Source organism: Amycolatopsis sp. NPDC051903 (assembly GCF_044452505.1).
In the GTDB taxonomy this organism is placed as follows: domain Bacteria; phylum Actinomycetota; class Actinomycetes; order Mycobacteriales; family Pseudonocardiaceae; genus Amycolatopsis.
In genome coordinates this window covers 601,490-626,216 of record NZ_JBITBT010000001.1, presented here as the reverse complement: position 1 = coordinate 626,216, position 24,727 = coordinate 601,490, and the positions used below count along the sequence as shown (strand labels likewise).

Here is a 24,727-nt window from a genome sequence, read left to right as displayed (position 1 = left end):
GTGCCATCCCGCGGCGGCCAGTTCTCCAGGGGCGATCGCGGCTGCTTGCCCCAACCCGTAGGCTTCGCGGTACCGCGCACCGACCGGGGGATGCTTCCGGGCAGGCGCGCGTCCACGGGCGGTACTCCGGAGGGTTCGCAGAATGGCACAGGACATCATCCCGATCGAGCTCGGGCTGCCGCAGGGCGACGTGGTCACCCTGTGGGCTCCGCGGTGGCGGGAGGACGGCGAGGAGTGGGAAGCGTTCCTCGGCGACGAGGACGACCTGTACGCCTTCCCCGACGCCGCTCACCTGGCCGCTTTCGTGCGCACGTCCGACCAGCACGACCTGCTCGACCACCCCGCGTGGGACGCGGTGCCGGCGCTGAACGTGCCTGAGCTGATCCCGGACGACGACCACTCCTACGACCTCGTCGGTGTGCCCGAGCTCGTCGCCGAGGAGCCCGATTCGTGGACGATCGGTGAGCTCGCCGAGATCGTCGGCATCGTCCGGTCGCTCGCCGACGTGTGCGAGCTGGACGAGGTGCACGAGGTCCTCGACGCGTACGAAGGTTTCTCGCTGCTCGAGCAGGGCCGGCTGCCGTTCACCGGCCGCGACGGCGAGGCGCTGTGGAACGACCTGTCGAAGGCGGTGTCCGAGAAGTGGGACATCGTGCTCGACGCGATCGACGGCATCGTGACCGTGCCCGACGTCGACGCCGCGGTGCTGGAGCAGACGGCCGAGGAGCTGGCCGCGTTCCACGAGGAGTCCGCCGAGGCCGAGGCCGCCGAGCCGGAGGACCTGGAGGCCGTGGACTCCGCTTCGGACGACGAGGGTGACGACGAGCCCGTCGGCTTCTGGGGCGAGGTCGGCATCGACCCGATCAAGATCGTCACGGCGGGCGCCGAGTACTACACGCTGCGCTGCTACCTCGACGACAAGCCGATCTTCCTCGGCAGCGACGGCGAGATCGACGTGTTCCCGTCCGAGAAGAAGCTCCTCGCGGCCATCAAGGACGGCAAGGACCTCGCCGACACCGACATCGCCGACGTGTCCACTTGGGACGAGGTCGTGGCCAAGGCCACCACGGGCGACCTCGAACTCGAGGTCGACGCCGAGAACACCTACGTCCTCACCGGCATCGACGACGACATCGCCGAGGGCCCGGAGTCCATGGACCCCAACCAGCTCGAGCTCGCCGTCGAGCTCATCACCGACGCGGCCGACTGGGCGGGCGACGACACCGTCGAGGTCGCCCTCTCGCAGAACGAAAGCCTCGGCTGGCTGGTCTCCTTCGTCCTGCGGCCCGACCCCACGCGCCTCGAGCCGAGCGCCCCGTTCGACACGGAGCAGAGCGCCTGGCGCAAGCTGGTGGAGGACTTCGAGAATCGCCTCACGGTGGTCTGAACCACTTCGTTTCACTGAAGGCCACCCGCGAGGTTTCCCGTGGGTGGCCTTCTTCGTCGGCGGGGCACACCCCCGCCCTCCGGCGTTTCTGATCATGCTCGTGTCGGTGACCATCCGCGGCCGCCGCTGATCCGGACTGACGGTTGGCGGGTGATGCGGTCGGTGCGCAGCCAGGCGGCGACCTGACGGCGCAGACCGTCTCGGGCCTGCGGGCAGAGGGCTTGGCAGATGGTTTCGCAGGTCACCTGCCGCTCCGACCGGTCAAGGTGATCGCGGCGCACCTGCGGGCGATCTGTTGCGGGCTCCGCCTCCAGCCCGGCCCGCACGATCGCTCGCAACACCGCATCCGCGGCCGGCTTGCCTGTCTTCGGGCGAGCGCGACACTCAGCGGCGAATTCGTGGGCAGCGTGGGGCTGGTCGGTACCATCCTTGCTGGTTCGGGCGCACTTCGCGGGTGATCGTGGAGACCGGCCGGTTCAGCTCAGCGGCGATCGTCCGCAGCGACATCCCGGGCCGGCGGACCCGATCGGTGATCCGGATCCGTTCGCCCAGGCTCAGAAACCGCGACGAGACCACTACCCGTACGCCCGGCACTACCGGCGCAGCGGCCGAGACGGCCCGCTAGCGTTTCACGGTCCGGTAGCTGACCCCCACCTGCCGAGCCGCTTCCACACCACCGCAAACCGGCCGCCCACACCGCCGGCAAAGCCCGGCCGCGCCAAGCAGGGCTTCGAGGTCTGCCCGCCGACGCTCGGTCCCGTTCCGGACATCCGCGCAACTCCTGAACAACTCAGGTGTTGCAACGCCCCCAGAGACCGCCTCTCTCGAGGGGCGCCCCCGAGTCCATCGTATCCGCGACCACCGACAAAAACCGTGATCAAAGCCGTGAACGGGTCAAGCTGTCCACAACTCGGACGCAGTGTGGACAGCTGGATGAAGCAGCCGAGCCGCTCTGGTCGGTGGTGCTCAACGCCCTCCCCATCGGAGGAAGCCACCTCGCCGCTAACCCGCTCTGCTTGGCGGTGCGCGACGTCCTGGTCACCGGAGGAAGCAGCTCCGCAGCAACCCACCCTGGTCGGCCGTGCGCAGCATCCCGCCCACCGAAGAAAGTCACCTCACCGCCAACCCTTCCCGGTCAGCAGTGCGCGACGTCCTGGTCACCGGAGGAAGCGGCCCCGCTGCCGGCCCGCTCTAATCAGCCGTACCCGACATCCGGCCCACCGGAGCAAGCGGCCCCGCCGCCAACCCGCCCTAGTCGGCCGTACCCGACGCCTAGCCCACCGGAGCAAGCAACCCGCCGCCAACCCACCCCGGTCAGCACTGCACAACGCCCCGCCCACCAGAGGAAGCAGCCCCGCAGCAACCCCCGGTCGGCGGTGCGCGACATCCGGCCCACCACAGGAAGCCACCTCACCGCCGACCTGGCCCACTCAGCGGTGCTCGACCTCCCGCTCCGCCCGCACCGGCACCGCCGCGATGGCCAGCGCCGGGAAGATCGCGACCACGCAGAAGGCCAGCGCGTACCGCGTATCTCCGATGAGCAGGCCGAGCAGGGGTGGCGTCAGCGCTCCGGCGATGTTCTGCGCGGTGTTCTGGGTGCCCATCGCGCGGCCGGACCACGCGACGCCCGCCAGCTCGGCCGACGCGGTGAAGCCGAGGCCGTTGTCGGCGACCGTGATGATCGCGGCGAGGACCAGGGCGGCCAGCACGAGCCACAGCCAGGTCGCGTCGCCGGCCGCGACGAGGAGCATGACCAGGCAGCTGGCGAACGCGAGCTGCCGCATGGGGCGCAGCCGGCTGCCGACGCGGTCGGACCAGTAGCCCGACGCCAGGCGGCCCAGCGCGCCGAGCACCTGCGCCACCGCCAGGAACACGCCGGCCTGCGCCGGGGTCCAGTCGTGCTGCGACACGAGGTAGACGGGCGCGAACGCGGACACCGCGAACTGCGGCACGACCAGCAGCGCGCTCGCCCCGTGCACCCGCCACAGCCACGGCTTGCGGTACGGCGACGGCGGCTTCTCCGAACCCGGCGCGGCGCGCGGTGGCCGCGGCGGGTCCTGCACGAACACCGCCACCAGCAGCGCCACGACGATCGCCAGCGCGGCCGGCAGCAGCATTGCCGCCTGGAAACCCCAGCGCGCGGCCAGCGGCGGCAGGCCCACGGCGGCCACCCCGACGCCCAGCGGCTGCGCCGTCTGCCGGATGCCCATGGCGATGCCGCGCTCGGACTTCGAGAACCAGCCCATGACCACGCGGCCGCTCGCGGCGTTTACGGAGGCCGTGCACGCTCCGGCTACGAGAAACACGCCAAAGAGCAACCCGACCGGGTGATTCCACAGCGCGGCGTACACCAGGAGTAATCCCGACGCACCCAGTCCGAGCGCCATGATCAGCCGCTCTCCGTAACGGTCCGCAGCCGCACCCCACGCGATCAGGGTGAGCAGCAGCCCGATGCTGGGGGCGGCGACGACGGTGCCCGCTTCGGCCAGCGTCAGACCTTCGGCGGCCCGCATCGCGGGGACGAGGAACGGCAGGCCGTAGAGGAAGGCGCAGCTGGACGTCTGGGCGGCGAGGCCGAGGGCGAGGATGAGCCACCGTCGAGAACTCCCCTTTTCCTGCGCTCTCGACCTTGCCGCCACCTGCGCCAATGTTCTCACCGTCTCACATTTTGAGAAGTAACTCCTACATCGTGGACTTTAGTTGACGCACGCTAAGGAACGCAACCGCCTTCGGGGCGGTCGCGTTCCGTGGCGCGGGGGTCAGGCCAGTGCGGCGTACCCGGGCTTGATGACGTTGTCGATCAACGCGAGCCGGGAGTCGAAATCGAGGAACGCGGATTTCATGGCATTGATCGTGAACCAGCGAAGATCATCGAGACCGAACCCGAACGTGGTCGCCAGGGCCGTGAATTCACTGGTCATGGTGCACCCGCTCATCAGGCGGTTGTCGGTGTTGACCGTGACCCGGAAGTGCAGGCGGGCGAGCTGTGCGATGGGGTGGTCGGCGAACGAGGCGACCGTGCCCGTCTGGACGTTGGACGTCGGGCAGATCTCCAGCGGTATGCGGCGGTCCCGGACGTAGCTCGCCAGCCGTCCAAGGTGGACGGTTCCGTCCGAATCGGTCTTGGTGTCCTCGACGATCCGCACGCCGTGGCCGAGCCGTTCCGCGCCGCAATACTGGATGGCCTCCCAAATCGACGGCAATCCGAATGCCTCACCCGCGTGAATGGTGAAATGCGCGTTGTTCTGCCGCAAATAGTCGAATGCGTCGAGATTCCGGGTGGGCGGAAAGCCGTCCTCGGGGCCGGCGATGTCGAAGCCCGCGACGCCCGAGTCGCGGTACCGCACCGCCAGCTCGGCGATCTCGAGCGCCCGGGCGTGCTGGCGCATCGCGCAGAGCAACGTGCGGACCTGGATCGCACCGCCCGCGGCGGCCACGCGGCGTGTTCCCTCGGCAAAACCGGTCTGGACCGCTTCGACCACCGCATCGAGTGACAGTCCGCGTTCGACGAACAGCTCCGGTGCGTAGCGGACCTCGGCGTAGACGACACCGTCGGCCGCGAGGTCTTCCACGGCTTCGGCCGCAACCCTGACCAGCGCTTCCTCGGTCTGCATGACCCCACAGGTGTGGGCGAAGGTTTCCAGGTAGGACACGAGGGAGCCGGAGTCGGCGGCGTCGCGGAACCAGCGGCCGAGCGCCTCGACATCGGTGGTGGGCAGGGCGTCGTAGCCGGTCGCGTCGGCGAGCTCGACGACGGTGGCCGGTCTGAGGCCGCCGTCCAGGTGGTCGTGCAGCAGCACCTTGGGGGCGCGGCGCAGGGTCTCTGCGCTCAGCGGGGTTACGTCTGACATGCACCAACGGTAGTCTCGCTGTCATTCCCCTACATGGCGGTAACGCTCGGCGTCGAGGCAACCCTCAGCTTTGACGATCAAGGAAGGAATCGGCCATCCGGGTAACGGGCTCGTTATCCCGTCTTACCGGGGGCCACACACACAGCAATTTTTCAGTCGATAAGCTTCGGGCCACGTCCCTTCCATTTCCCCGCCGACGAAGGACACGCCAGTGACCACTGACAACCACATTGCCGCTCCGTCCTTCGACCGGATGCGCAACATGCTGGTGCGCGCGGCCGAGGTGCGCGAGAGCGAACAGCAGCAGATCTTCGACGCGCTGGACGACATCTACGCCCGGCTCGCGCCGGTCGACTCGCTGGGCGCGGTGCGCAAGCGGCTGTCCGAGATGCCCGACCGCACCGAGGTCGGCGTGATCGCGGAGCGCCTCGACGAGGCGATGACGCGCCTGGAGGCGCAGGACAACGCGATCGCGGCCCTCACGCACGCCGTCGAGAGCATCGTGGACAAGCTGGCCAAGCCGTTCGCGCAGCTCGACGGCCGGCTCGACGGCGTCGCGGCGCGCTTCGAGGGCGTCGCGGGCCGGATGGACGGGCTCGAGGACAAGCTGCAGAACATCCACCGCCGGCTCGACGAGCTGGGCGGGCACCTGGACAAGCAGGACGGCAAGCTCGACACGATCCCGCAGACCACGCAGGGCCCCGTGCGCGAGCGCATCGAGCTGGCGGAGGCGAACCTGCGCGAGCGCATCGAGACGGTGGACCACGAGCTGCGCTCGCGCGTCGACGAGCTCGACCGCGCGACCAAGGAGCGCATCGGCAGCACGACCGACGCGCTGCGCACCGCGATCACCGAGACCGGCGAGATGGTGGACGCGTCCGAGCGCCTCGAGAACCTCGTCACCCGCCTCGACACGGTCACCCAGCGCCTCGACGACCTGGGCAACCGCCTCGACAAGGTCGAGGACGGCTTCGCCTCCCAGCTCGGCGACCTCGACGGCTCGATCAAGACCGGCCTCTCCAAGGTCGAGGGCACGCTGTCCAAGCAGCCCGACACCGACTCGGTCGACTCCCTGGTCCGCCGCTCGAACGACGAGTCCGTCCGCCGCATCGGCGGCCAGCTCGACGAGGCCATGGCGACCTTCGCGGAACTGATGCTCGGCGGTGGGCCCGCCGTGCAGCAGATCGCCCCGCCGCCGCCCGCCCCGCGCCAGCCGCGCCGCAGCTCGCGCAACGGCCGCTCCCCCAAGGCCGCCGACCCGAAGGCCAAGAACGGCACCGACGCCGACGACCCCGCCGGCGAGTGACGTCTTAGCGATTGAGGAAGTGCCCCCGCCCTGGTGGTGGGGGCACTTTCGCGTCTGGGGTTGGTTCGGCGAGGCGGGTTCTCGGCGGCGCAGGCAATTGGTGAGGTGCGAGCGATGTGGGCCGCTCGCTCAAGTCCGCCGGCTACCTGCGGCCTGCCACCGACAACCGGACAACGACGACGCCACCGCCGGGCCCGGACGCCTGGACCCAACTCGGGTTCGCCCCATCCCGCCGAGGTCTGCGACTCGCCCGCCTTGGAACCGCGCCGACCTGCCACGACGCGGAACTCGACACCGCACCACGTCGGTTCGGACCACATCGCTTCGGACCAAGTCGGCAAGCCGGTTCGGACCAAGTCGAGGACACTGCCGAAGATCAGCCGCCGCAATGCCGGCGACAACCCGGCCACCGCTGCTGCTGGCCACCCACCCCGGAGGCCGAGACAAGCCCCCGCCCTCCCGAGGGGGGCGTCCCCGAGCCCATTCTACCGGCCACCACCGACAAAATCCCTGGCCAAGACCGGAACGGGCCAAGCTGTCCACAACTCGGCGACGGTGTGGACGACTCGCAGAAGCGGTCCGGTCCGGGGCACACATCCGGGTATAAGACCCGCCGATAGAGGCCCAAAGCCCAAACGAAGGCCGGCGATTCCGGCCCATAGCCCAAGCGAAGCCCGGCGATTGAGCCTAGAGCGCAGGCGAGGCTCGGCGACTGCGGCCTGGCGCTCAGGCGGAGTCGGGCAGTTGCAGCCCGCAGCCCAGGCGAGGCTCGGCGGCTGGAGCCCAGGGCCCAGGCGAAGCCCGCGGCTGCGACCCTCAGCCCAGGTCAAGCCCGGCGGTCGAGGCCTAGAGCCCAAGCAAAACCGGCGGTCCAGCACACAGCCACACGAAGCCCGGCGAATGCAGCCCACAGCCCAGGTCAAGCCCAGCGGTCGAGGCCTAGAGCCCAAGCAAAACCGGCGGTCCAGCACACAGCCACACGAAGCCCGGCGGCCCACAGCCCAAGCAAAGCCCGGTGACTGCGAGCTAGAGCCAAACAAAGCCCGGCAGTCCCGGCCCACAGCCCAAACGAAGCCTGGCGATTCCGGCCCAACACACAACACCCAGGCGAGGCCCAGCCGACAGCCGGACCTCGCCGGACCAAGCGCAGCGCCGAACGAGCCCACGGACCGCAACCGAACCCAGTCCACCGCCAACGAGTACTCCGCCGAACCGACTCAGGAACGGATCGTCGGCTCGACAACCGGCCCGCCCCACAGCCAGACCGGCCCCGGCAACCGGACCGCCGCGAGGCGACCCCACTCACCTCACGACCGGATCGTCTCCAAGACGATCGGCCCCACAGCCGGCGCAGCATCCGCGACCGCGAACGCCCCAGCCAGCGCCTCCAGAGCCCCCGGCACCGCGGCGGGAGTGTCCGTGTGCAGCTCCAGCAACGGCTCCCCCGCCGTCACCCGGTCGCCCGGTTTGGCGAGGCACAGGACGCCGGCGGCGGCCTGCACGGGGTCCTCCTTGCGGGCGCGCCCGGCGCCCAGGCGCCAGGCGGCGACGCCGACGGCGTAGGCGTCCAGCGAAGCCAGCACACCGGAAGCCGGAGCGGGAACCACGTGCACGTGAGCCGGCGTCGGGAGTGGGGCCGAGGGGTCGCCGCCCTGGGCGGTGATCATGCGGCACCACACCTCGTACGCCTCGCCGGAAGCGAGTACCGCGGCGGGATCCACTGAGGACAGGCCCGCCAGCGCGAGCATCTCGCGGGCGAGCGCCACCGTCAGCGCGACCACGTCCGCCGGGCCGTCGCCCTGCAAGACAGCAACCGACTCGGCGACTTCGACGGCGTTGCCGACGGCCCGGCCCAGCGGCACGTTCATGTCCGTGATCAGCGCCGTCGTCGCGACGCCGTGGGCCGCGCCGATCGAGACCAAAGTGGCGGCCAGCGCGCGGGCGTCCGCGGCGGTTTTCATGAAGGCGCCCGAACCCGCCTTCACGTCCAGCACCAAGCCGGAAGCGCCCTCCGCGATCTTCTTCGACATGATCGACGACGCGATCAACGGCACCGACTCCACCGTCGAGGTCACGTCGCGCAGGGCGTAGAGCTTCTTGTCCGCCGGGGCCAGGCCTTCGGTGGGCGCGCAGACGACCGCGCCCACCGAGGACAGCTGCGCGGAGATCTCCGACAACGACAGCGCCGCCCGCCAGCCGGGGATCGACTCCAGTTTGTCCAGCGTGCCACCGGTGTGGCCGAGGCCGCGGCCCGACAGCTGGGGCACGGCGGCACCGCAGGCGGCGACGAGAGGCGCCAGGGGCAACGTGATCTTGTCCCCGACCCCGCCCGTCGAGTGCTTGTCCACCGTCGGGCGCGACGCGGGCAACGACAGCCGTGAGCCCGACTCGATCATCGCCAGCGTCCAGCGGGCGGTCTCCTCCGCGGACATCCCCCGCAGGAAGATCGCCATGGCCAGCGCGGCCATCTGCTCTTCGGCCACCACGCCGCGCGTGTAGGCGTCCACGACCCAGTCGATCTGCGCGTCGGACAACCGGCCACCGTCGCGTTTGGTGCGGATGACGTCCACAGCCGCGAAAGTCACGGCAAGTCCTCCGGGCCGAACGCGTCCGGCAGCACGTCCGACATCGGCAGCACCCCGCGCGGGGTGTCCACCAGGCACGCGGACCCGCCGAGTTCGAACAGGATCTGCCGGCAGCGCCCGCACGGCATGAGCAGCTCCCCCTCACCGCTTCGGCACGCGACGGCGACCAGGCGGCCGCCGCCGGAGAGCCGCAACTGGCCGGCCATCGTGCACTCCGCGCAGAGGCCCAAGCCGTACGAAGCGTTCTCGACGTTGCAGCCGGTTACGACGCGGCCGTCGTCCACCACGCCGGCGACGCCGACGTGCAGGCCCGAGTAGGGCGCGTACGCCAGCGCAGCCGCCGACACCGCCGAAGCGCGCAGCGCTTCCCAATCCACGGCAACCATCAGTCGCCTTCACCTCGCCGGTACGGCGCGCCGTCGGCCTTCGGCGGCCGTAGTCGTTGCGACGCGACGGCCAGCACGATCAGCGTCACGAAGTGCGCCGTGTACGGGATCAGGTCGCTCGGCAGCGTGTCGTTCGTCCAGTAGATCGCGTACAGCACACCCGCGCCCACCACGCCCAGGGCCGCCGCCAGCCACTGCCGCCGGATCAGCTGCACCACCACGATGATCGCCAGCAGGATCACGGCGCCGTACAGCAACGCGAGCACCGCCCCACCGCCACCGGCGAGCTGGAGACCGTCGGCGTACCCGAACAGCGCGGCGCCGCCGAGGAGGCCGCCCGGCCGCCAGTTGCCGAAGATCATCGCGGCCAGACCGATGTACCCGCGGCCGTTCGTCTGGTTCTCGAGGTAGTCCGCGCCGCCCTTGAGCAGCACCAGCGAAGCGCCACCCATGCCGGCGAAGCCGCCCGAGATCAGCACACCCACGTACTTGTAGCGGTAGACGTTGACACCCAACGACTCCGCCGCCACCGGGTTTTCGCCGCACGAGCGCAGCCGCAGGCCGAACCGCGTGCGCCACAGGATCCAGTAGCTCACCGGCACGAGGATGATCGCGAGCATCGTCAGCGGCGCGACCCCCGTGACGAGCCCGCGCAGGATGCCGGCGACGTCGGAGATGCCCACGCGCTGCTCGTTCTCCAGCGTGCCCAGCCAGTCGGACAGGCCCGAAGCGGAGTACGTGTCGAACTTCGGCACCGGCGGCGACTGCCGCGGGTTGCCCGACAGCGGCTCGAAGATCAGGTTCGCGAGGTACTTCGCGACGCCCAGTCCCAGCAGGTTGATCGCCACACCGGAGACGATGTGGTTGACGTTGAACGTCACCGTCGCCACCGCGTGCAGCAGGCCGCCGAGCGCGCCGAACGCGATGGCCGCCAGCAAGCCGATCCACACGCCGCCGTAGTACGCGCCCCAGGCCGCGCCCCACGTGCCGAGGATCATCATGCCCTCGAGGCCGATGTTGACCACGCCCGCGCGCTCGGCCCACAGACCGCCCAGCGCGCACAGCAGGATCGGCAGGGCGAGCCGCAAAGCGGTCGACGCGGTGTTGCTCGACGTCAGCGCCGAAACGCCGGTCGCGTACGACGCCGTGGACATCACCGCGATCGACACCACGGCCCAGATCACGCCGCGCAGCCAGCCGGGGACCCGCCGGCGCCGGCGCTCGACCGGCATCGGCGTCCCGGCATCGGGCTCCGGGCGGGAGAACTCCGTCACCTGGCTCACAGCACCGCACCGCCTTCCGCGACGGATGAGGTCTTGCGCCCGTTGCGGCCGAGTGCCCGGCCCACCCTGCGTTGCTCGGCAGCCAGGTCGGCGCGGCGCACGATCTCGTACGCGACGACGACCGACAGCACGATGACCCCCTGCATGATCGTCGCGATCTCCTTGGACACGTTGATCTGCTCCAGCGACACCGCCGAGGTGTCGAGGAACGCCCACAGCAGCGCGCCGAACGCGATGCCGCCGGGGTGGTTGCGGCCCAGCAGCGCGACGGCGATGCCGGTGAAGCCGTACATCTGCGTCGAGGTGATGCCGTAGCTGTAGTCGCGGCCGAGCAGCTCCGGCATGGCGACCAGACCGGCCACGGCGCCCGAGAGGATCATCGCGATCAGCGTCATCCGCGTAGCACTGACGCCGCCGGCCGTCGCGGCCGTGGACGACTCACCGCTGGCCTTGAGCTCGAAGCCGAAGCGCGTGCGGTTGAGCATGAACCAGTACGCGATGCCGAGCGCGATCGCGATGAACACGAACCCGAACAGCACCCCCGAGCCGATCGGGATGCCCGGGATCCGGCCGGACGGCGCGATCGTGCGCGTGCCGATGTTGTTGCCGGTCTGCACGCCGAACTGATCGGCGTTGACGAGGAACGCGATGATGCCGGCGACGATCGAGTTCAGCATGATCGTCGAGATGACCTCGCTGACGCCGCGGGTCACCTTAAGCACCGCGGGGATCGTCGCGTACAGCGCGCCGGCGAGGACCGCGACGATCAGGATCACGATCGTGTGGATGACCGGCGGCAGCTGCAGCGCGCCACCGATGATGGCCGCGACGATCGCCGCGAAGCGGTACTGGCCCTCGACGCCGATGTTGAACAGGTTCATCTGGAAGCCGATGGCCACCGCGAGCCCGGACAGGTAGTAGACCGTCGCGAGGTTCACCGTGTCGACGGCGGTGGAGCCCTTGAACAGCTGCCCCACCATGGTTCCGTACGCCTGCAACGGGTCGGCGCCGGAGATGACGAGCGCGATCGCCGACAGCACCACGGCGAACACGATCGCGAGCAGAGGCGGCAGCAGCCGCGTGCGCCACGAACTCATTGGACTTCTTCACCTTCTTCGGCGCCGGTCATGGCGGAACCGAGTTCCTGCGGGGTCACCGTCGCGGGGTTCGCCTCGCTCACGAGCCGCCCGCGCAGCATCACGCGGATCGTGTCGGACAGGCCGATCAGCTCGTCGAGGTCGGCGGAGATCAGCAGCACGGCCAGGCCGTCGGCGCGAGCCTGGCGGATCTGCTCCCAGATCAGGGCCTGCGCGCCGACGTCGACGCCGCGCGTCGGGTGCGACGCGATGAGCAGCACCGGGTTCCCGGACAGCTCGCGCCCGACGATCAGCTTCTGCTGGTTGCCGCCCGACAGCGCGGCTGCCGGCACGTCGATGCCCGGCGTGCGCACGTCGTACTCCCGCACGATGCGCTCGGTGTCCCGGCGCGCGCCGGCGATGTCGAGCAGCCGCCCGCTGGAGACGGGTTTGCGGGTCTGGTAACCGAGGATCCGGTTGGCCCACAACGGTTGCGTGAGCAGAAGGCCGTGGCGCGTGCGGTCTTCGGCGATGTAGCCGATGCCCGCCTCGCGCCGGGCGAGCGTGCCCAGCTTCACCAGGTCGTGGGTACGGCCGTCGGCCTCGGCGAGCTCGACGTGCCCACCGCTCGTCTTGCGCATGCCCATGATCGCTTCGACGAGCTCGGTCTGGCCGTTGCCCTCGACGCCCGCGATGCCGAGCACCTCACCGGCGTGCACCGTGAAGTCGATGTCGTCGAGGATGCGCCGCTCGGAGTTCAGCGCGGTCATCTGCAGGCCGGTCACGCGCAGCACGTCCCGGTCGGTCACCGTCGACTCGCGCGTCTCCGGGCTCGGCAGCTCCGAACCCACCATCATCTCCGCCAGTTCGCGGCTCGTGATGGTCCTCGGATCGGCCGTGCCGACGGTGGTGCCACGCCGGATCACCGTGACCGTGTCGGCGATCGCGCGCACCTCGTCGAGCTTGTGGGAGATGAAGAGGAACGTGTAACCGTCGGCCTGCATCTCGCGGACCGTGGCGAACAGCGCGTCGACCTCCTGCGGAACGAGCACGGCGGTCGGCTCGTCGAGGATGATGATCTTGGCGCCGCGGTAGAGCACCTTCACGATCTCGACGCGCTGGCGCTCGGCCACGCCGAGCTCCTCCAGCAGCTGATCCGGCTTGGCGTGCAACCCGGTCTGCTGCGACAGCTTCGCCAGCCGGGCGCGCGCCGCGCGCCCGATGCCGTGGAGCGCCTCGCCGCCGAGGAACACGTTCTCGGCCACCGTGAGGTTGTCGGCGAGCATGAAGTGCTGGTGCACCATGCCGATCCCGGCCCGGATGGCGTCCTGCGGGTTGCGCAGCTTCAGCTCGGTGCCGTTGATCGCGATCGTGCCTTCGTCGGGCTGTTGCATCCCGTACAGGATCTTCATCAGGGTCGACTTGCCCGCGCCGTTCTCGCCGCAGAGGGCGTGCACCTCGCCCGCGGCCACGGTGAGGTTGACGTCGGAGTTGGCGACCACACCCGGGAAGCGTTTGGTGATCCCGGTCAGCTGGACGGCCGGGGTGCCCCGATCGGGGACGGCATCGGCCTCGGCAGTGCTCATCGGTTGGACATCCAGTTCTGGTCGAAACGCGTGAGGGCCCGGAAGGAAGATCCTTCCGAGCCCCGACACGTCTGTGTACTACTTGGTCGGCTTGTCCGAAACCTGGATAGCGCCCGAGATGATCTGGGCCTTGTACCCGTCCAGCACGTCCTTGATGTCGTCGACCTTGCCACCCGAGGTGGCGTAGCCGACGCCGTCGACCTTCAGGTCGAAGCGCTTCGGCAGCACGCTGAGGTCGCCCTTCGCGTCGGCCTGCAGGAAGTCGAACACGGCGACGTCCACGCGCTTCATCATCGAGGTGAGGATGATGTCCTTGTCGGCGGCGACGGTGGCCTGGTTGTACTGGTCGGAGTCGACCCCGATGGCCAACGCCTTGCCCGACGTCTTCGCGGCGTCGAACACGCCCTTACCGGAGGCGCCGGCGGCGTGGTAGATCACGTCCGCGCCGTTGTTGATCTCGGCGGCGGCCTTCACGTTGCCCTTGGCCGGGTCCTGGAAGCCGGAGAAGTCACCGGCCGGGGTCAGGTACTCGTCCTCGATCTTGACCTTGTTCGACACGGCCTTCGCGCCCTGCAGGAAGCCGGCCTCGAACTTCTGGATCAGCGGCGTGTTCACGCCACCGACGAAGCCGATGTGGCAGCTCTTGCTCTTGTAGACGGCGGCGACGCCGGCCAGGAACGAGCCCTGCTCTTCGGCGAACACCAGCGGCGTCACGTTGGGAGCCTTGATGGTGTCGTCGTCGACGATCGCGAACTTGGTGTTCGGGTGCTTCGGCGCGACGACCCCCACGGAAGGCGCGTAGGCGAAGCCGACCGCGATGATCGGGTTCAGGCCCTGGTCGGCCATCTGCTCGAGGCGCTGCTGCTTCGCGGCTTCGCTCTCGTTCGGGCTCGCGGTGCTCTCGCTCACCGTCGTGATGCCGAGCTCCGACTTCGCCTTGTCGACGCCGGCGGCGGCCGCGTCGTTGAACGAGGCGTCACCCCGGCCGCCGATGTCGAAGGCCAGGCCGACCTTGAGCTTGCTGCCGTCGACCTTCTCGCCGGACGAGCTGCTCGTGGTGGCGGCGGCCGGAGCTGCCGGCGGCTTCGGCGCGGTGACGCAGCTCGTGTCCGAGCCGCCCCCCGAGGCGGTGTTGCTGCTGCTCCCGCCGGTGTCCTTCGCGCACCCTGCCAAGGTGAGGACCCCGGCCATGGTCGCGGCGGCCAGCGCGGTTCCACGCATGCGACGCAACGTGTGTCTCCCTCCCCGCTGATCCAGCGGACGAATCGAGATCGACCCGGCACCGGTGCCGAGTTCAACCGCCAGACCGTACCCAACCGCCAGACGGGCGCCATAGGAAAGGCACGCTACGTAACACAAACGTTTACTCAGGGGTCCGATTCGCGACCGATCGTGTACTTACGGTGATCAACTGGTTCCGGCGTGGGGTCACCTGGAGTCACTTCGAACCGGTTCCACGGCGGCGTCGCGAGGGCTCCGGAACGCGTCCGGACGATCTTCGTCCCCCCTTCGCCGAGCCCTCTCGCGCGACCGCTCGAACCGGGCGTAGCGAACCTCACGAAAGCGCCTTCCCGACCGCCCTTTTTCCTCGCCGAAAGCCCTGGAATCGCTTTGCTGAATCGAACTGACCGGGCCGGAAACCCCCAGGTCGGATCGTCTGCGAATGGCGTCCGGTACGTGGTCGGCGCCACACGCCCGAGTGGTCCGCGACGCTCCCGGTGTCTGGTCCATCACAGAGACGAACCCGGAGGTGAGCCGGGTCGGGAAGGCGGGTCTAGCATCCACTCATCCACGCTCGATGGCCCTAGATCTCGGCACCGCTGCCGGAGTTGTCCCCAGTGGACCGACCCGGAAGCGAGTGCGGACCTCACCGGTCACCCGGGCACAACAGATGACGTTGGAGGCCGTTCACCGATGTCCACCACGGCGAGCACCGCCACTGAGGCGGGAGCGAGCGATCGGGCGGGTGCCTCACGCCGGCAGGGGACCTTCTACCGGGGCGACCCCGGTATGTGGTCCTGGGTGCTGCACCGCATCACCGGCGTGCTGACATTCTTCTTCCTGTTCGTGCACGTGCTCGACACCGCGCTCGTCCGCGTGTCGCCGAACACCTACGACCAGGTGATCGAGACGTACAAGACCCCGATCGTGAACCTGCTCGAGGTCGGTCTCGTCGGCGCGGTCCTCTTCCACGCCCTCAACGGCATCCGCGTCATGCTGGTCGACTTCTGGGCCAAGGGCCCGAAGTACCAGAAGCCGATGTTGTGGGTGATCGGCGTCGTGTGGGTCGTCGTGATGGTTCCGGGTGCGTTCTTCATGCTGAAGCGCACCGCTGAAATGCTCTTCGGGGGTGCCTGATCATGGCCGACCAACTCGTCATCGAATCGCCGCGCCAGCCGCGGCGCCCGGCCGCCCGGCGCAGCAACAAAGAGCTCTACAGCTGGCTGTTCATGCGCATCTCGGGCCTCGCGCTGATCATCCTGGTGCTCGGACACCTGCTGATCATGAACATCCTCGACGGCGGCGTGCACCGCATCAACTGGGGCTTCGTCGCCGGCCGCTGGGCTTCGCCGTTCTGGCAGTTCTGGGACCTCGCGATGTTGTGGCTCGCCGAGATCCACGGCGGCAACGGACTGCGCACGATCATCGACGACTACGCGCGCAAGGACAACACGCGGTTCTGGCTGAAGATCCTGCTGTACGTCTCGATGGTCCTGATCCTGGCCGTCGGCACGCTGGTGATCTTCACGTTCGACCCCGAGATGCCCGCCAGCTAGGCGCACCCACCACCACACGTAGCGGAGTTCTTTCCCATGCAGTTCCACAAGTACGACGTGGTGATCGTCGGCGCCGGCGGCGCCGGCATGCGCGCGGCCATCGAAGCCGGCCAGCGCGCCCGCACCGCGGTCCTCACGAAGCTGTACCCGACGCGGTCCCACACCGGCGCGGCCCAGGGCGGCATGTGCGCCGCGCTGGCGAACGTCGAGGAGGACAACTGGGAGTGGCACACCTTCGACACCGTCAAGGGCGGTGACTACCTGGTCGACCAGGACGCGGCGGAGATCATGGCCAAGGAGGCCATCGACGCGGTCCTCGACCTGGAGAAGATGGGCCTGCCCTTCAACCGCACGCCCGAGGGCAAGATCGACCAGCGCCGCTTCGGCGGGCACACCCGCGACCACGGCAAGGCGGCCGTGCGCCGCGCCTGCTACGCCGCGGACCGCACCGGCCACATGATCCTCCAGACGCTGTACCAGAACTGCGTCAAGTACGGCACCGAGTTCTACAACGAGTTCTACGTGCTGGACCTCGTCACCAGCGAAGACGAGAACGGCAACCCGGTCGCCTCCGGCGTCGTCGCCTACGAGCTGGCCACCGGCGAGCTGCACGTCTTCCAGGCCAAGTCGATCGTGTTCGCGACCGGTGGCGCGGGCAAGATCTTCAAGACGACGTCGAACGCCCACACCCTCACCGGTGACGGCCTCGGCATCATCTTCCGCAAGGGCCTGCCGCTGGAGGACATGGAGTTCTTCCAGTTCCACCCGACCGGCCTCGCGGGCCTGGGCATCCTGATCTCCGAAGCCGTCCGCGGCGAAGGCGGGATCCTGCGCAACGCCGACGGCGAGCGGTTCATGGAGCGCTACGCCCCCACCATCAAGGACCTGGCGCCGCGCGACATCGTCGCCCGCTCGATGGTCCAGGAGGTGCTGCAGGGCCGCGGCATGGGCCCGAACAAGGACTACGTGGTCCTCGACGTCACGCACCTGCCGGTGGAGGTCCTCGAGACCAAGCTGCCGGACATCACCGAGTTCTCGCGCACCTACCTGGGTGTCGACCCGGTGAAGGAGCCGGTGCCGGTCTTCCCGACGTGCCACTACGTGATGGGCGGGATCCCGACCAACATCCACGGCGAAGCCCTGCGCGACAACGAAAACGTGATCCCGGGCCTGTACGCGGCCGGCGAGGTCGCCTGCGTGTCGGTGCACGGTTCCAACCGCCTCGGCACCAACTCGCTGCTGGACATCAACGTGTTCGGCCGCCGCGCCGGCATCGCCGCCGCGGAGTACGCGCTGGCGCACGAGCACGTGGAGCTGCCCGAGCTGCCGACCCAGCTGGTCGAGGACCAGCTGGCGGGGCTGCTTTCCGAGCACGGTGACGAGCGCGTCGCCGACATCCGCAAGGAAATGCAGCAGACGATGGACTCGCACGCTTCGGTGTACCGCACCGAAGACACGCTCAAGCAGGCGCTGACCGACATCCAGGCGCTCAAGGAGCGCTACGGCCGGATCACCGTGGCGGACAAGGGCAAGCGGTACAACACCGACCTGCTCGAGGCCGTCGAGCTGGGCTTCCTGCTGGAGCTGGCGGAGGTCCTCATCGTGGGCGCGCTGGCGCGCAAGGAGTCGCGCGGCGGCCACGCCCGCGAGGACTACCCGAACCGCGACGACACGAACTTCATGCGGCACACGATGGCGTACAAGCAGGGCGAGGGGTTGTCGTCGGACATCCGCCTCGACTACAAGCCGGTGACCTTCACGCGTTACGAACCGATGGAGCGGAAGTACTGATGACTGCGGCAACCACCGAAGAAGCTCCGGCGGGGGCGCAGGAGCACCAGCCGATCACGGTCACGCTGAAGATCCTCCGCTTCAACCCGGAGGTCGACAACGAGCCGCACTGGGAGTCCTACGACGTCCCGGCCCAGCCGACCGACCGCGTGCTGAACCTGCTGTTCTACATCAAGGACTACGTCGACGGGACGTTCTCGTTCCGCCGTTCGTGCGCCCACGGCGTGTGCGGTTCGGACGCCATGCAGATCAACGGGATCAACCGTTTGGCCTGCAAGGTGCTCATGAAGGACCTGCTCGAGAAGGACGGCAAGAAGACCGTCATCTCCATCGCGCCGATCAAGGGCCTGACGACGCTCAAGGACCTCTACGTCGACATGGACCCGTTCTTCGAGGCGTACCGGGCCGTGAAGCCCTACCTCGTGAACTACGGTCACGAGCCCTCCCGCGAGCGCATCCAGTCCCAGGCCGACCGCGACCGCTTCGACGACACCACCAAGTGCATCCTCTGCGCCTGCTGCACGTCGTCCTGCCCGGTCTACTGGAACGACGGCTCGTACTTCGGCCCGGCCGCGATCGTCAACGCGCACCGCTTCATCTTCGACTCGCGCGACGACGCGGCCGAGGAGCGCCTCGACATCCTCAACGACTCCGAGGGTGTCTGGCGGTGCCGAACGACGTTCAACTGCACGGACGCCTGTCCGCGAGGGATTCAGGTGACGAAGGCCATTCAGGAAGTGAAGCGCGCACTGCTGTTCAAGCGCGTCTGAGAAATTCGTGGTCGAGAGGCCCTCACCGGGTTCGCCGGGTGGGGGCCTTTCGGCGTATTGGCCGCCGTAAATTCGGACATAACTCGCCTGTTCGGCTCTGACAAGACCGTGCGTTACTGGGCTATTCTTACGCGTTACCGATGTCTCGGACGGTCGTGCGACGGGGAACGAACAGATGAGCGCAGGTGCGGAACTGCGGAAGGTGCTTTCACAGCACTTGGCGCCGTTTATCGCCGATCTCGAAGAACTGGTGTTCCGGTATGGCTACTTGCGGGTGTTCGCCGCGGCGGTCGCCGCCCTCGGCAGCGTGGGGCTGCTCGGCGAGGTGCTCGGCATGGAGTGGTTGCGCACGACCTTCGCCAGCATCGCGGGCGGGTTGTTCGTCATCGCGAGCGCGATTTCCTTCGCCGGAACCCACAAACTGCGTACGCGAGTGCAGCACAGCGAAGAACTTCTGCACAACTACGCCGACGCGCTCGCCGTGCGCACGCGCAAGCCCATCTCCGTCCAGGAGTGGAAGCAGGAGGTGATCATCGAAGACAACGGCGACGCGTTCTGCCGCCGGGTGCTCGTGCTCCACGAGGCGAACGACAACGTTCCCCGCTACCTTTCGGTGAACCTCGTTTACTACGGCTCCACGCCGTTGTCGGAACGCGGCCGGCGGCTGGTCGAGTGCAAGGCTTTCCACGCCGGACCGGAAGACCTCGACCAACGGACCCGCGCCAATGCGACGTCCATCTGGTCCTCTTCGTCGAACGGGAAACCGAAACTGGACCTGTACATCCACCTCGGCACCGCGGTGCAGGAGGGCGATGTGGTCACCGTCGAATGGACGTGGCCGAAGTACTCGGTGGATTTGATGACGGGCGCGGAACCCGAGGCGTTCGACGTGCTGTTCACCAAGGAGGTCAGCAAGTTCGAGCACCGCGTGGTCTTCCGCAACGTCAAACACGACAGCATGTTCGTGGTCCGGAACCAAGGGGCGCAGGGGCTGCGGCGGATCCGCCAGGGCAAGGACGTCATCGTGGAGTTCTCCGCCGCGAACCCGAAGATGGCTCACCGGATGGGGTTCATCGCGGATTACTCGCGTCAGGGCTGAGGACGGAAAAGGGCCCGGAGCCGAGGCTCCGGGCCCTTTTCGGGTGTGCGATCGGATGACCGATCAGTTCCCACCCGTTTCGGAGCCGCCGCCGTGCATACGAAGTCCATTCACATTACCGAGCCGCCTTCTCCGCGGCCCTCCGGGTGCGCTGACCTTACCCCCTCCTCAGCCGGTCGGCATGGTGGGCCACCCCGTGGGAAATCCGGTTACCGAGCGGCGTCGGGTGCATTCACCAAGCCATGACCGGAGGCCGTGTTTCTCCTTCGCCGAAGCAATGCGCGCGGCTGAACCGCACGTCGCGAGGTCGGCTCCGGTGGTCAGTGGTGCGGCCGCGGGTCCGTCCGGGCGCACGCACCGAACGGGCGCGCCAGCAGAGCGGTGGGTGCCGGCAACTGCGACACACCGCCGAACGGGCCGAACTCAGGCGTCGGCGGAGCTCTGTTCCTTCGATCGGGTGGCGCGCGAAGCCCGCAGCGCCCGCCAGCCGATGACGCCGATGATCGTGCCGAGCACGAAGGAAACGACCGTCAGCACGGCGTGCACGATGAAGTACCCGGTGACGGAGCCGTCCGCCGCCCAGGACTGGTCGCTCGCCCAGAGGTTCTTGGCGAAGGTGATCCAGATGATCCAGGACCACACCCCGAAGGCGAGAAAGAAGATAGCTGTACCTCGCGTAATACGCATGTCCTTGAGTATGCGCGCGGCGCCGCGACGCTAGATTGCGTGGGTGCACAGCGCATTCCCCACGTCACTTCGGGTCCTCGCCGCGACGCTCACCGCCGGCTTCCTCGCCGTCGCCGCGCCCGCCGCCGCGACGGCGGCCACACCCGCGCCCGCGCAAGCCCAGCCGTGCGCGGACCGCGCCGCTCCGCCGCCCCCAGTGGACACGTCGGAGAAGCCCGCACCGGGCGAGCCTTCCCCGGCGCCACTGCCCGTGCCGGCCGAACCCGTCGGCGGGAACCGGATGGGCGGCTGCGGGCTGGTCCTGCCCGAGGGCGCGCTCAACCCGCCGGACGGCGACACGGCCGCTTCCTGGCTCGTGCAGGACCTCGACACCGGCGACGTCATCGCGGCGAAGGACCCGCACGCGCGGGAGCGGCCCGCGTCGCTCATCAAAACGTTGCTGGCGCTCGTCGTCACCACGGAGCTCAAGCCCGACCAGATCGTGGTGCCGACGAAGGAGGACGCCGAGCAGGAGTGCACCTGCGTCGGCATCGTCGCCGGCGGGCACTACACCGTCGACCAGCTGCTGCACGGCCTGCTGATGCACTCGGGCAACGACGTCGCCCACGCGTTCGCCACGGCGCTCGGCGGCGTCGACGTGACCACCACGAAGATGAACCTGCTCGCCAAGCGCATCGGCGCGACCGACACGCGCGCGGCGACGCCGTCGGGCCTCGACGGTCCCGGCATGTCGACCTCGGCGTACGACCTGAGCCTGATCTTCCACTACGCGATGAAGCAGCAGGAGTTCGCGCAGGCCGTCGCCACGAAGGCGTACACGATCCCGGCGATCGGCGGGAAACCGCCCATCCCGGTCTACAACGACAACAAGCTCCTCGGCGTCTACCCCGGTTTCCTCGGCGGTAAAACGGGTTTCACCGACGACGCCCGCCACACCTACGTCGGCGCCGCGCAGCGCGACGGCCACCGCCTCGCCGTCGTGATGATGCGCGCCGAGCAGCGGCCCACGAAGGTCGTCGACCAGGCGGCGAAGCTGCTCGACTACGGTTTCGCGCTGCAGGAGGACCACGCGGCGCCGGTCGGGCGCATCGCGTACGAAGCACTCGTCGCGACGGCACCGCCCGCTCCCCCGGCCAACGTCGCCGCCGCGGGTACCGGATCAGCCGCCACACCGGCGAAGAACGACCCGTTCGGCACCACGGGCTGGATCCTCACGCTGGTGGTGTTCGTCGTCATCGTCGCCGGGTTCGTGATCGGGTACCAGCGCAAGAAGCAGGCGCGGGACTAGCTCTTCCGGCGCCCGAACCAGCCGAGCAGGGCACCCACGCCGAACACCCCCGCGGCGGCACCCATGCCGAACCCGCGCTGGACGGTCACCCGCGGCTCCAGCAGCACCGGCGCCGGCGGGCGCACGACCTTGCGCTGGTTCTCGCGCGCCGTCGCCGTCCACGCCGTCACGAGCAGCAGGAAGCGCGACACGAGGTTCGCGAACACCAGCAGACCGATGATCGGGCCGAAGATGGCGGCGGCCGGCGACTGCGTCACGCTCTTCAGGTAGATCGTGGCGACCTGCTGCAGGATCACGAACCCGATCGCGGCGACGATCGCGCCCTTCACCGCGCTGCGCATCGCCACGTGCTCACGCGGCAGGCGCGCGATGACCCACAGGAACACGAGCGCGTTGGCGGCCAGGCCGAGGATGATCGTGGCCACCCGCAGCACCCAGACCGCCCACGTCTGGTCCTGAAGGCCGACCAGCTCCAGCAAGTACTGGCCGACACCGCTGCCCGCGGCCGTCACAGCGAACGACACGATGAGCGCGATGCCCAGGCCGACCAACGACAGCAGGTCCTTGATGGTCGTCTTCACGAACGGCTGCTGCTTCTTCTCCTGGCCCCACTGCGCCGTGAGGGCGTCGCGCAGGTTCGACATCCAGCCGATACCCGAGTAAAGAGCCAGCAGCAGACCGAAGATCCCGATGCCGCTGCCCGAAGAGATGGCGGCGTTCACGATGGTCATGACGAGGTCCTGCAGGCCTTCCGGCACCGAGTTCTTGATCCCGTCGGTGATCTTGCCGATCACGGCCTGGTTGCCGCCCACGACCTTGCCGATGACGGTGAACGCCACCATGAAGATGGGGAACACCGACAGCACGCTGAAGTACGTGATGGCGGCGGCGTAGTGGTTGCCGTAGTGCTCGCCGAAGGATTCGTTGGCTCGGATCAGGTGATCCAGCCACGGGTACTTCCGCCGCAGCCGAGGCAGCAGCTTCTCCTGGTCACCGTTTTTGTTCGCCACCGTAAAACGCTAACCACGGTGGGTGAGGGCCGCAACGCGAGCGGGCCCGCGCGGGTCAGGCGACGCTGGTCAGGAAGGCGCGGTACGCGTCGTCCACCCGGCCGGAGGACGTCTCGACGACCCGCGCGTGCGGCCGCGTCGCGAGGAACGTTTCGAGCCGGTCGTACAGCGCGGCGACGTCGGCGGTACCGGTTTCGTGGTGCTCGGGCCGCGGCGGGCGCTCGGCGAAGCGGCGCAGCACGTTGTCGCGGGTGTCCCAGAGGACGATCTCGAAGAACTCCGCGCCGACGTCGCGGGCGAGTTCTTCAAGCCGCACCAGGAACTCCGGGCGGGCGAGCAGCTGCGGGACCACCACGTCGTGACCCGCCGCCAGGTGTTCGCGGGCGGCGGCGAGCGCCAGTTCACGCGCGGCGACGCCCGACTCGCGCGGCCGCTCGCGCCAGCCGCCGACGAGTGAGCGGACGCGGTCGACGTCGAGGTTCAGCGTCGGCGGGTGCTCCTCGGCGAACCGCTCCGCCACGGTCGACTTGCCGATGGCGGGCGGTCCGTTGAGGACGATCAACCGCACCTAGACCCCGCGGAAGCTCTGCGCGATCTTCTGCCCGGCGGGCCCGAGCGCGCTGGTGGCCTCCTCGAGCGTGAGCCCGTCGGGATGTCCGTCGTGATCGGCCAGCTGCAGCTCGAAGGCGAAGCGGCCCTTGCGGAAGATCAGCACGCCGCGGGTCTTCACCGACAGGGTGTCGGTCATGATCTTCGATTCGTCGCCGACCGGGGCCGTCGTGGCCTGCCCGCCGTGCGCGCCCGCGGTGTTCTCGACGTACTTCTTCGCCCCCTCCTCGGACAGGAAACTCGTGACCCGCAGCGCGAGTGCCTTGCGGGAGAGCGCGTCGTCCTGGCCGGTGCCGCGTGCGCACTCGAGGGCCACGTAGTTGTACGGCTGCGTCTCGTGCGGGAAGACGACGTCGCCGACCGAGGTGCCCGGCATCTCCGAGACGAGGGGCGAGGCGTCCGCGCCGATCGCCGGAGTGACGACGTCGGGTGTGAGCAGCGGGCACGGCTGAGCGACCGGCTGCGGGAACACCGGGCTCGAGTAGTCGATCGTGCTCGGGCCGACGGGGTGGTCGGCCTGCGCCTGGAGGTTCTGCATGACGCGCTTGGCGATGTCCTGCAGCTTGCCCGCGTTGCCGGCGCCCTTGAGGTCGAAGTCGAAGCTGGCCACGGTGTCACCGAGGACCACGGCCGCCTCGCCGGACGCGTCGGGCTCCGGGACGTCGCGGCGCTTCGAGAACAACCTGACCGAGCCGAGCGCGATACTCGGGTGCACGCCGTCGTAGGCCGCGGCCGCCCCGGCGGCCGAGGGCACGTACGCGGGCTGCGACACCGCGACCGCGAGGGTCTCCTGCAGCGTGCCGTCCGCGGAGCGGAGGCTGTAGTTGCACTTGTTGAGCGCCAGGCCGTCGGCCTTCGCGTAGGTGATGGCGGAGGTCTTGAGGAGACCCGAGCCGTCACCGACGAGGTAGCTGCGCTGGAAGTTGACGATGTTCGGGTCCGGCCGCGGGTCGACCTTCACCCCGAGCGAAGTCAGGTCGGTCCACGACAGGAGGTTGCACGCCTCGATCACCGGCTTGCCGCCGAACCGCACGGCCTGTGCGTTCGCCTTTTCCTTGACGGGCGCCGGATCCGGATCGGTGGCGCCCTCGTACCCGGGCCGCGTCGTCGTCTGGCCGTCGCCCACCGGCGAGGCCGACTGGGTGTCCGGAGTGGACGTTCCGCAGCCGGCGGCCAGCACGGAGGCAGCGAGGAGCCACGCGCCTGTTTTCAGTTTCACCTTTGTCCCCCGACAAA

Annotated in this window: 21 protein-coding genes; 8 read left to right on the top strand and 13 right to left on the bottom strand. The window is 69.0% G+C overall.

From position 1 onward, the window contains the following. The first annotated feature begins 142 nt into the window (after positions 1-142). Positions 143-1,387, top strand: coding sequence for a primosomal protein (locus ACIA77_RS03160; RefSeq protein WP_395884091.1), 1,245 nt, complete (start codon positions 143-145; stop codon positions 1,385-1,387). A 384-nt stretch (positions 1,388-1,771) separates the two neighbouring features. On the opposite strand, the gene ACIA77_RS03155 is transcribed toward ACIA77_RS03160, so the two are convergent. The 3 genes from ACIA77_RS03155 to ACIA77_RS03145 all read right to left on the bottom strand — a co-directional run bounded on the left by ACIA77_RS03155 (position 1,772) and on the right by ACIA77_RS03145 (position 5,238). Then, positions 1,772-1,963, bottom strand: coding sequence for a helix-turn-helix domain-containing protein (locus tag ACIA77_RS03155; RefSeq protein ID WP_395884090.1), 192 nt, complete (start codon positions 1,961-1,963; stop codon positions 1,772-1,774). Between the two features lie 854 nt (positions 1,964-2,817). After that, positions 2,818-4,026 carry an MFS transporter gene (locus tag ACIA77_RS03150; protein WP_395884089.1) on the bottom strand — a complete coding sequence of 403 codons (1,209 nt, stop codon included), beginning with the start codon at positions 4,024-4,026 and terminating at the stop codon, positions 2,818-2,820. 120 nt (positions 4,027-4,146) lie between these two features. Beyond that, complete coding sequence (locus tag ACIA77_RS03145) at positions 4,147-5,238, bottom strand: adenosine deaminase (protein ID WP_395884088.1); 1,092 nt, start codon at positions 5,236-5,238, stop codon at positions 4,147-4,149. 211 nt (positions 5,239-5,449) lie between these two features. On the opposite strand from ACIA77_RS03145, the gene ACIA77_RS03140 reads away from it, so the two are divergent. Further along, positions 5,450-6,544 (top strand): PA containing protein, encoded by a 1,095-nt coding sequence (locus ACIA77_RS03140; RefSeq protein WP_395884087.1) that lies wholly within the window; start codon positions 5,450-5,452, stop codon positions 6,542-6,544. A gap of 1,307 nt (positions 6,545-7,851) precedes the next feature. Here the strand turns inward: ACIA77_RS03140 and ACIA77_RS03135 are convergent. The 6 genes from ACIA77_RS03135 to ACIA77_RS03110 all read right to left on the bottom strand — a co-directional run bounded on the left by ACIA77_RS03135 (position 7,852) and on the right by ACIA77_RS03110 (position 14,681). Continuing rightward, positions 7,852-9,129: a thymidine phosphorylase gene (locus ACIA77_RS03135; RefSeq protein WP_395884086.1), complete on the bottom strand. Its 1,278-nt coding sequence runs from the start codon at positions 9,127-9,129 to the stop codon at positions 7,852-7,854. After that, entirely contained in the window at positions 9,126-9,515 is a 390-nt protein-coding gene (locus tag ACIA77_RS03130; protein ID WP_395884085.1) for a cytidine deaminase, read from the bottom strand. The genes ACIA77_RS03135 and ACIA77_RS03130 overlap by 4 nt, the downstream gene beginning before the upstream one ends. Further along, a complete protein-coding gene (locus tag ACIA77_RS03125; protein WP_395884324.1) occupies positions 9,515-10,747 on the bottom strand; it encodes an ABC transporter permease in 1,233 nt (410 codons plus the stop codon). Before ACIA77_RS03125 ends, ACIA77_RS03130 begins: the two co-directional genes overlap by 1 nt. 47 nt (positions 10,748-10,794) lie before the next feature. After that, entirely contained in the window at positions 10,795-11,895 is a 1,101-nt protein-coding gene (locus ACIA77_RS03120) for an ABC transporter permease (protein ID WP_395884084.1), read from the bottom strand. Next, positions 11,892-13,460, bottom strand: coding sequence for an ABC transporter ATP-binding protein (locus tag ACIA77_RS03115; protein ID WP_395884083.1), 1,569 nt, complete (start codon positions 13,458-13,460; stop codon positions 11,892-11,894). The genes ACIA77_RS03120 and ACIA77_RS03115 overlap by 4 nt, the downstream gene beginning before the upstream one ends. 78 nt (positions 13,461-13,538) lie before the next feature. Then, positions 13,539-14,681, bottom strand: coding sequence for a BMP family protein (locus ACIA77_RS03110; RefSeq protein WP_395884082.1), 1,143 nt, complete (start codon positions 14,679-14,681; stop codon positions 13,539-13,541). Positions 14,682-15,374: 693 nt separating this feature from the next. Between ACIA77_RS03110 and sdhC the strand changes: the two genes are divergently transcribed. From sdhC to ACIA77_RS03085, 5 genes are all read left to right on the top strand, one after another. Then, a complete protein-coding gene (gene sdhC, locus ACIA77_RS03105) occupies positions 15,375-15,818 on the top strand; it encodes a succinate dehydrogenase, cytochrome b556 subunit (protein ID WP_395884081.1) in 444 nt (147 codons plus the stop codon). A 2-nt stretch (positions 15,819-15,820) separates the two neighbouring features. Then, on the top strand, positions 15,821-16,237 hold the full coding sequence (locus ACIA77_RS03100) for a succinate dehydrogenase hydrophobic membrane anchor subunit (RefSeq protein WP_204091581.1): 417 nt from the start codon (positions 15,821-15,823) through the stop codon (positions 16,235-16,237). Between the two features lie 36 nt (positions 16,238-16,273). After that, complete coding sequence (gene sdhA / locus ACIA77_RS03095) at positions 16,274-18,028, top strand: succinate dehydrogenase flavoprotein subunit (RefSeq protein ID WP_395884080.1); 1,755 nt, start codon at positions 16,274-16,276, stop codon at positions 18,026-18,028. Then, a complete protein-coding gene (locus tag ACIA77_RS03090) occupies positions 18,028-18,798 on the top strand; it encodes a succinate dehydrogenase iron-sulfur subunit (protein ID WP_395884079.1) in 771 nt (256 codons plus the stop codon). The genes sdhA and ACIA77_RS03090 overlap by 1 nt, the downstream gene beginning before the upstream one ends. Positions 18,799-18,973: 175 nt before the next feature. Beyond that, positions 18,974-19,897, top strand: a complete 924-nt coding sequence (locus ACIA77_RS03085) for a hypothetical protein (protein ID WP_395884078.1) — start codon at positions 18,974-18,976, stop codon at positions 19,895-19,897. A gap of 423 nt (positions 19,898-20,320) precedes the next feature. On the opposite strand, the gene ACIA77_RS03080 is transcribed toward ACIA77_RS03085, so the two are convergent. Next, a complete protein-coding gene (locus ACIA77_RS03080) occupies positions 20,321-20,584 on the bottom strand; it encodes an SCO4848 family membrane protein (RefSeq protein ID WP_395884077.1) in 264 nt (87 codons plus the stop codon). Between the two features lie 43 nt (positions 20,585-20,627). Here ACIA77_RS03080 and ACIA77_RS03075 point away from each other — a divergent pair, with 43 nt between their 5' ends. Then, positions 20,628-21,872, top strand: a complete 1,245-nt coding sequence (locus tag ACIA77_RS03075; RefSeq protein WP_395884076.1) for a D-alanyl-D-alanine carboxypeptidase family protein — start codon at positions 20,628-20,630, stop codon at positions 21,870-21,872. Here ACIA77_RS03075 and ACIA77_RS03070 read toward each other — a convergent pair. The 3 genes from ACIA77_RS03070 to ACIA77_RS03060 are packed head-to-tail and all read right to left on the bottom strand — an operon-like array spanning position 21,869 to position 24,710. After that, a complete protein-coding gene (locus tag ACIA77_RS03070) occupies positions 21,869-22,882 on the bottom strand; it encodes a YhjD/YihY/BrkB family envelope integrity protein (RefSeq protein ID WP_395884075.1) in 1,014 nt (337 codons plus the stop codon). The two genes, ACIA77_RS03075 and ACIA77_RS03070, sit on opposite strands and share 4 nt — an antisense overlap. 55 nt (positions 22,883-22,937) lie before the next feature. Beyond that, positions 22,938-23,450: an AAA family ATPase gene (locus ACIA77_RS03065; RefSeq protein WP_395884074.1), complete on the bottom strand. Its 513-nt coding sequence runs from the start codon at positions 23,448-23,450 to the stop codon at positions 22,938-22,940. Next, complete coding sequence (locus ACIA77_RS03060; RefSeq protein WP_395884073.1) at positions 23,451-24,710, bottom strand: hypothetical protein; 1,260 nt, start codon at positions 24,708-24,710, stop codon at positions 23,451-23,453. Positions 24,711-24,727 lie beyond the last annotated feature (17 nt).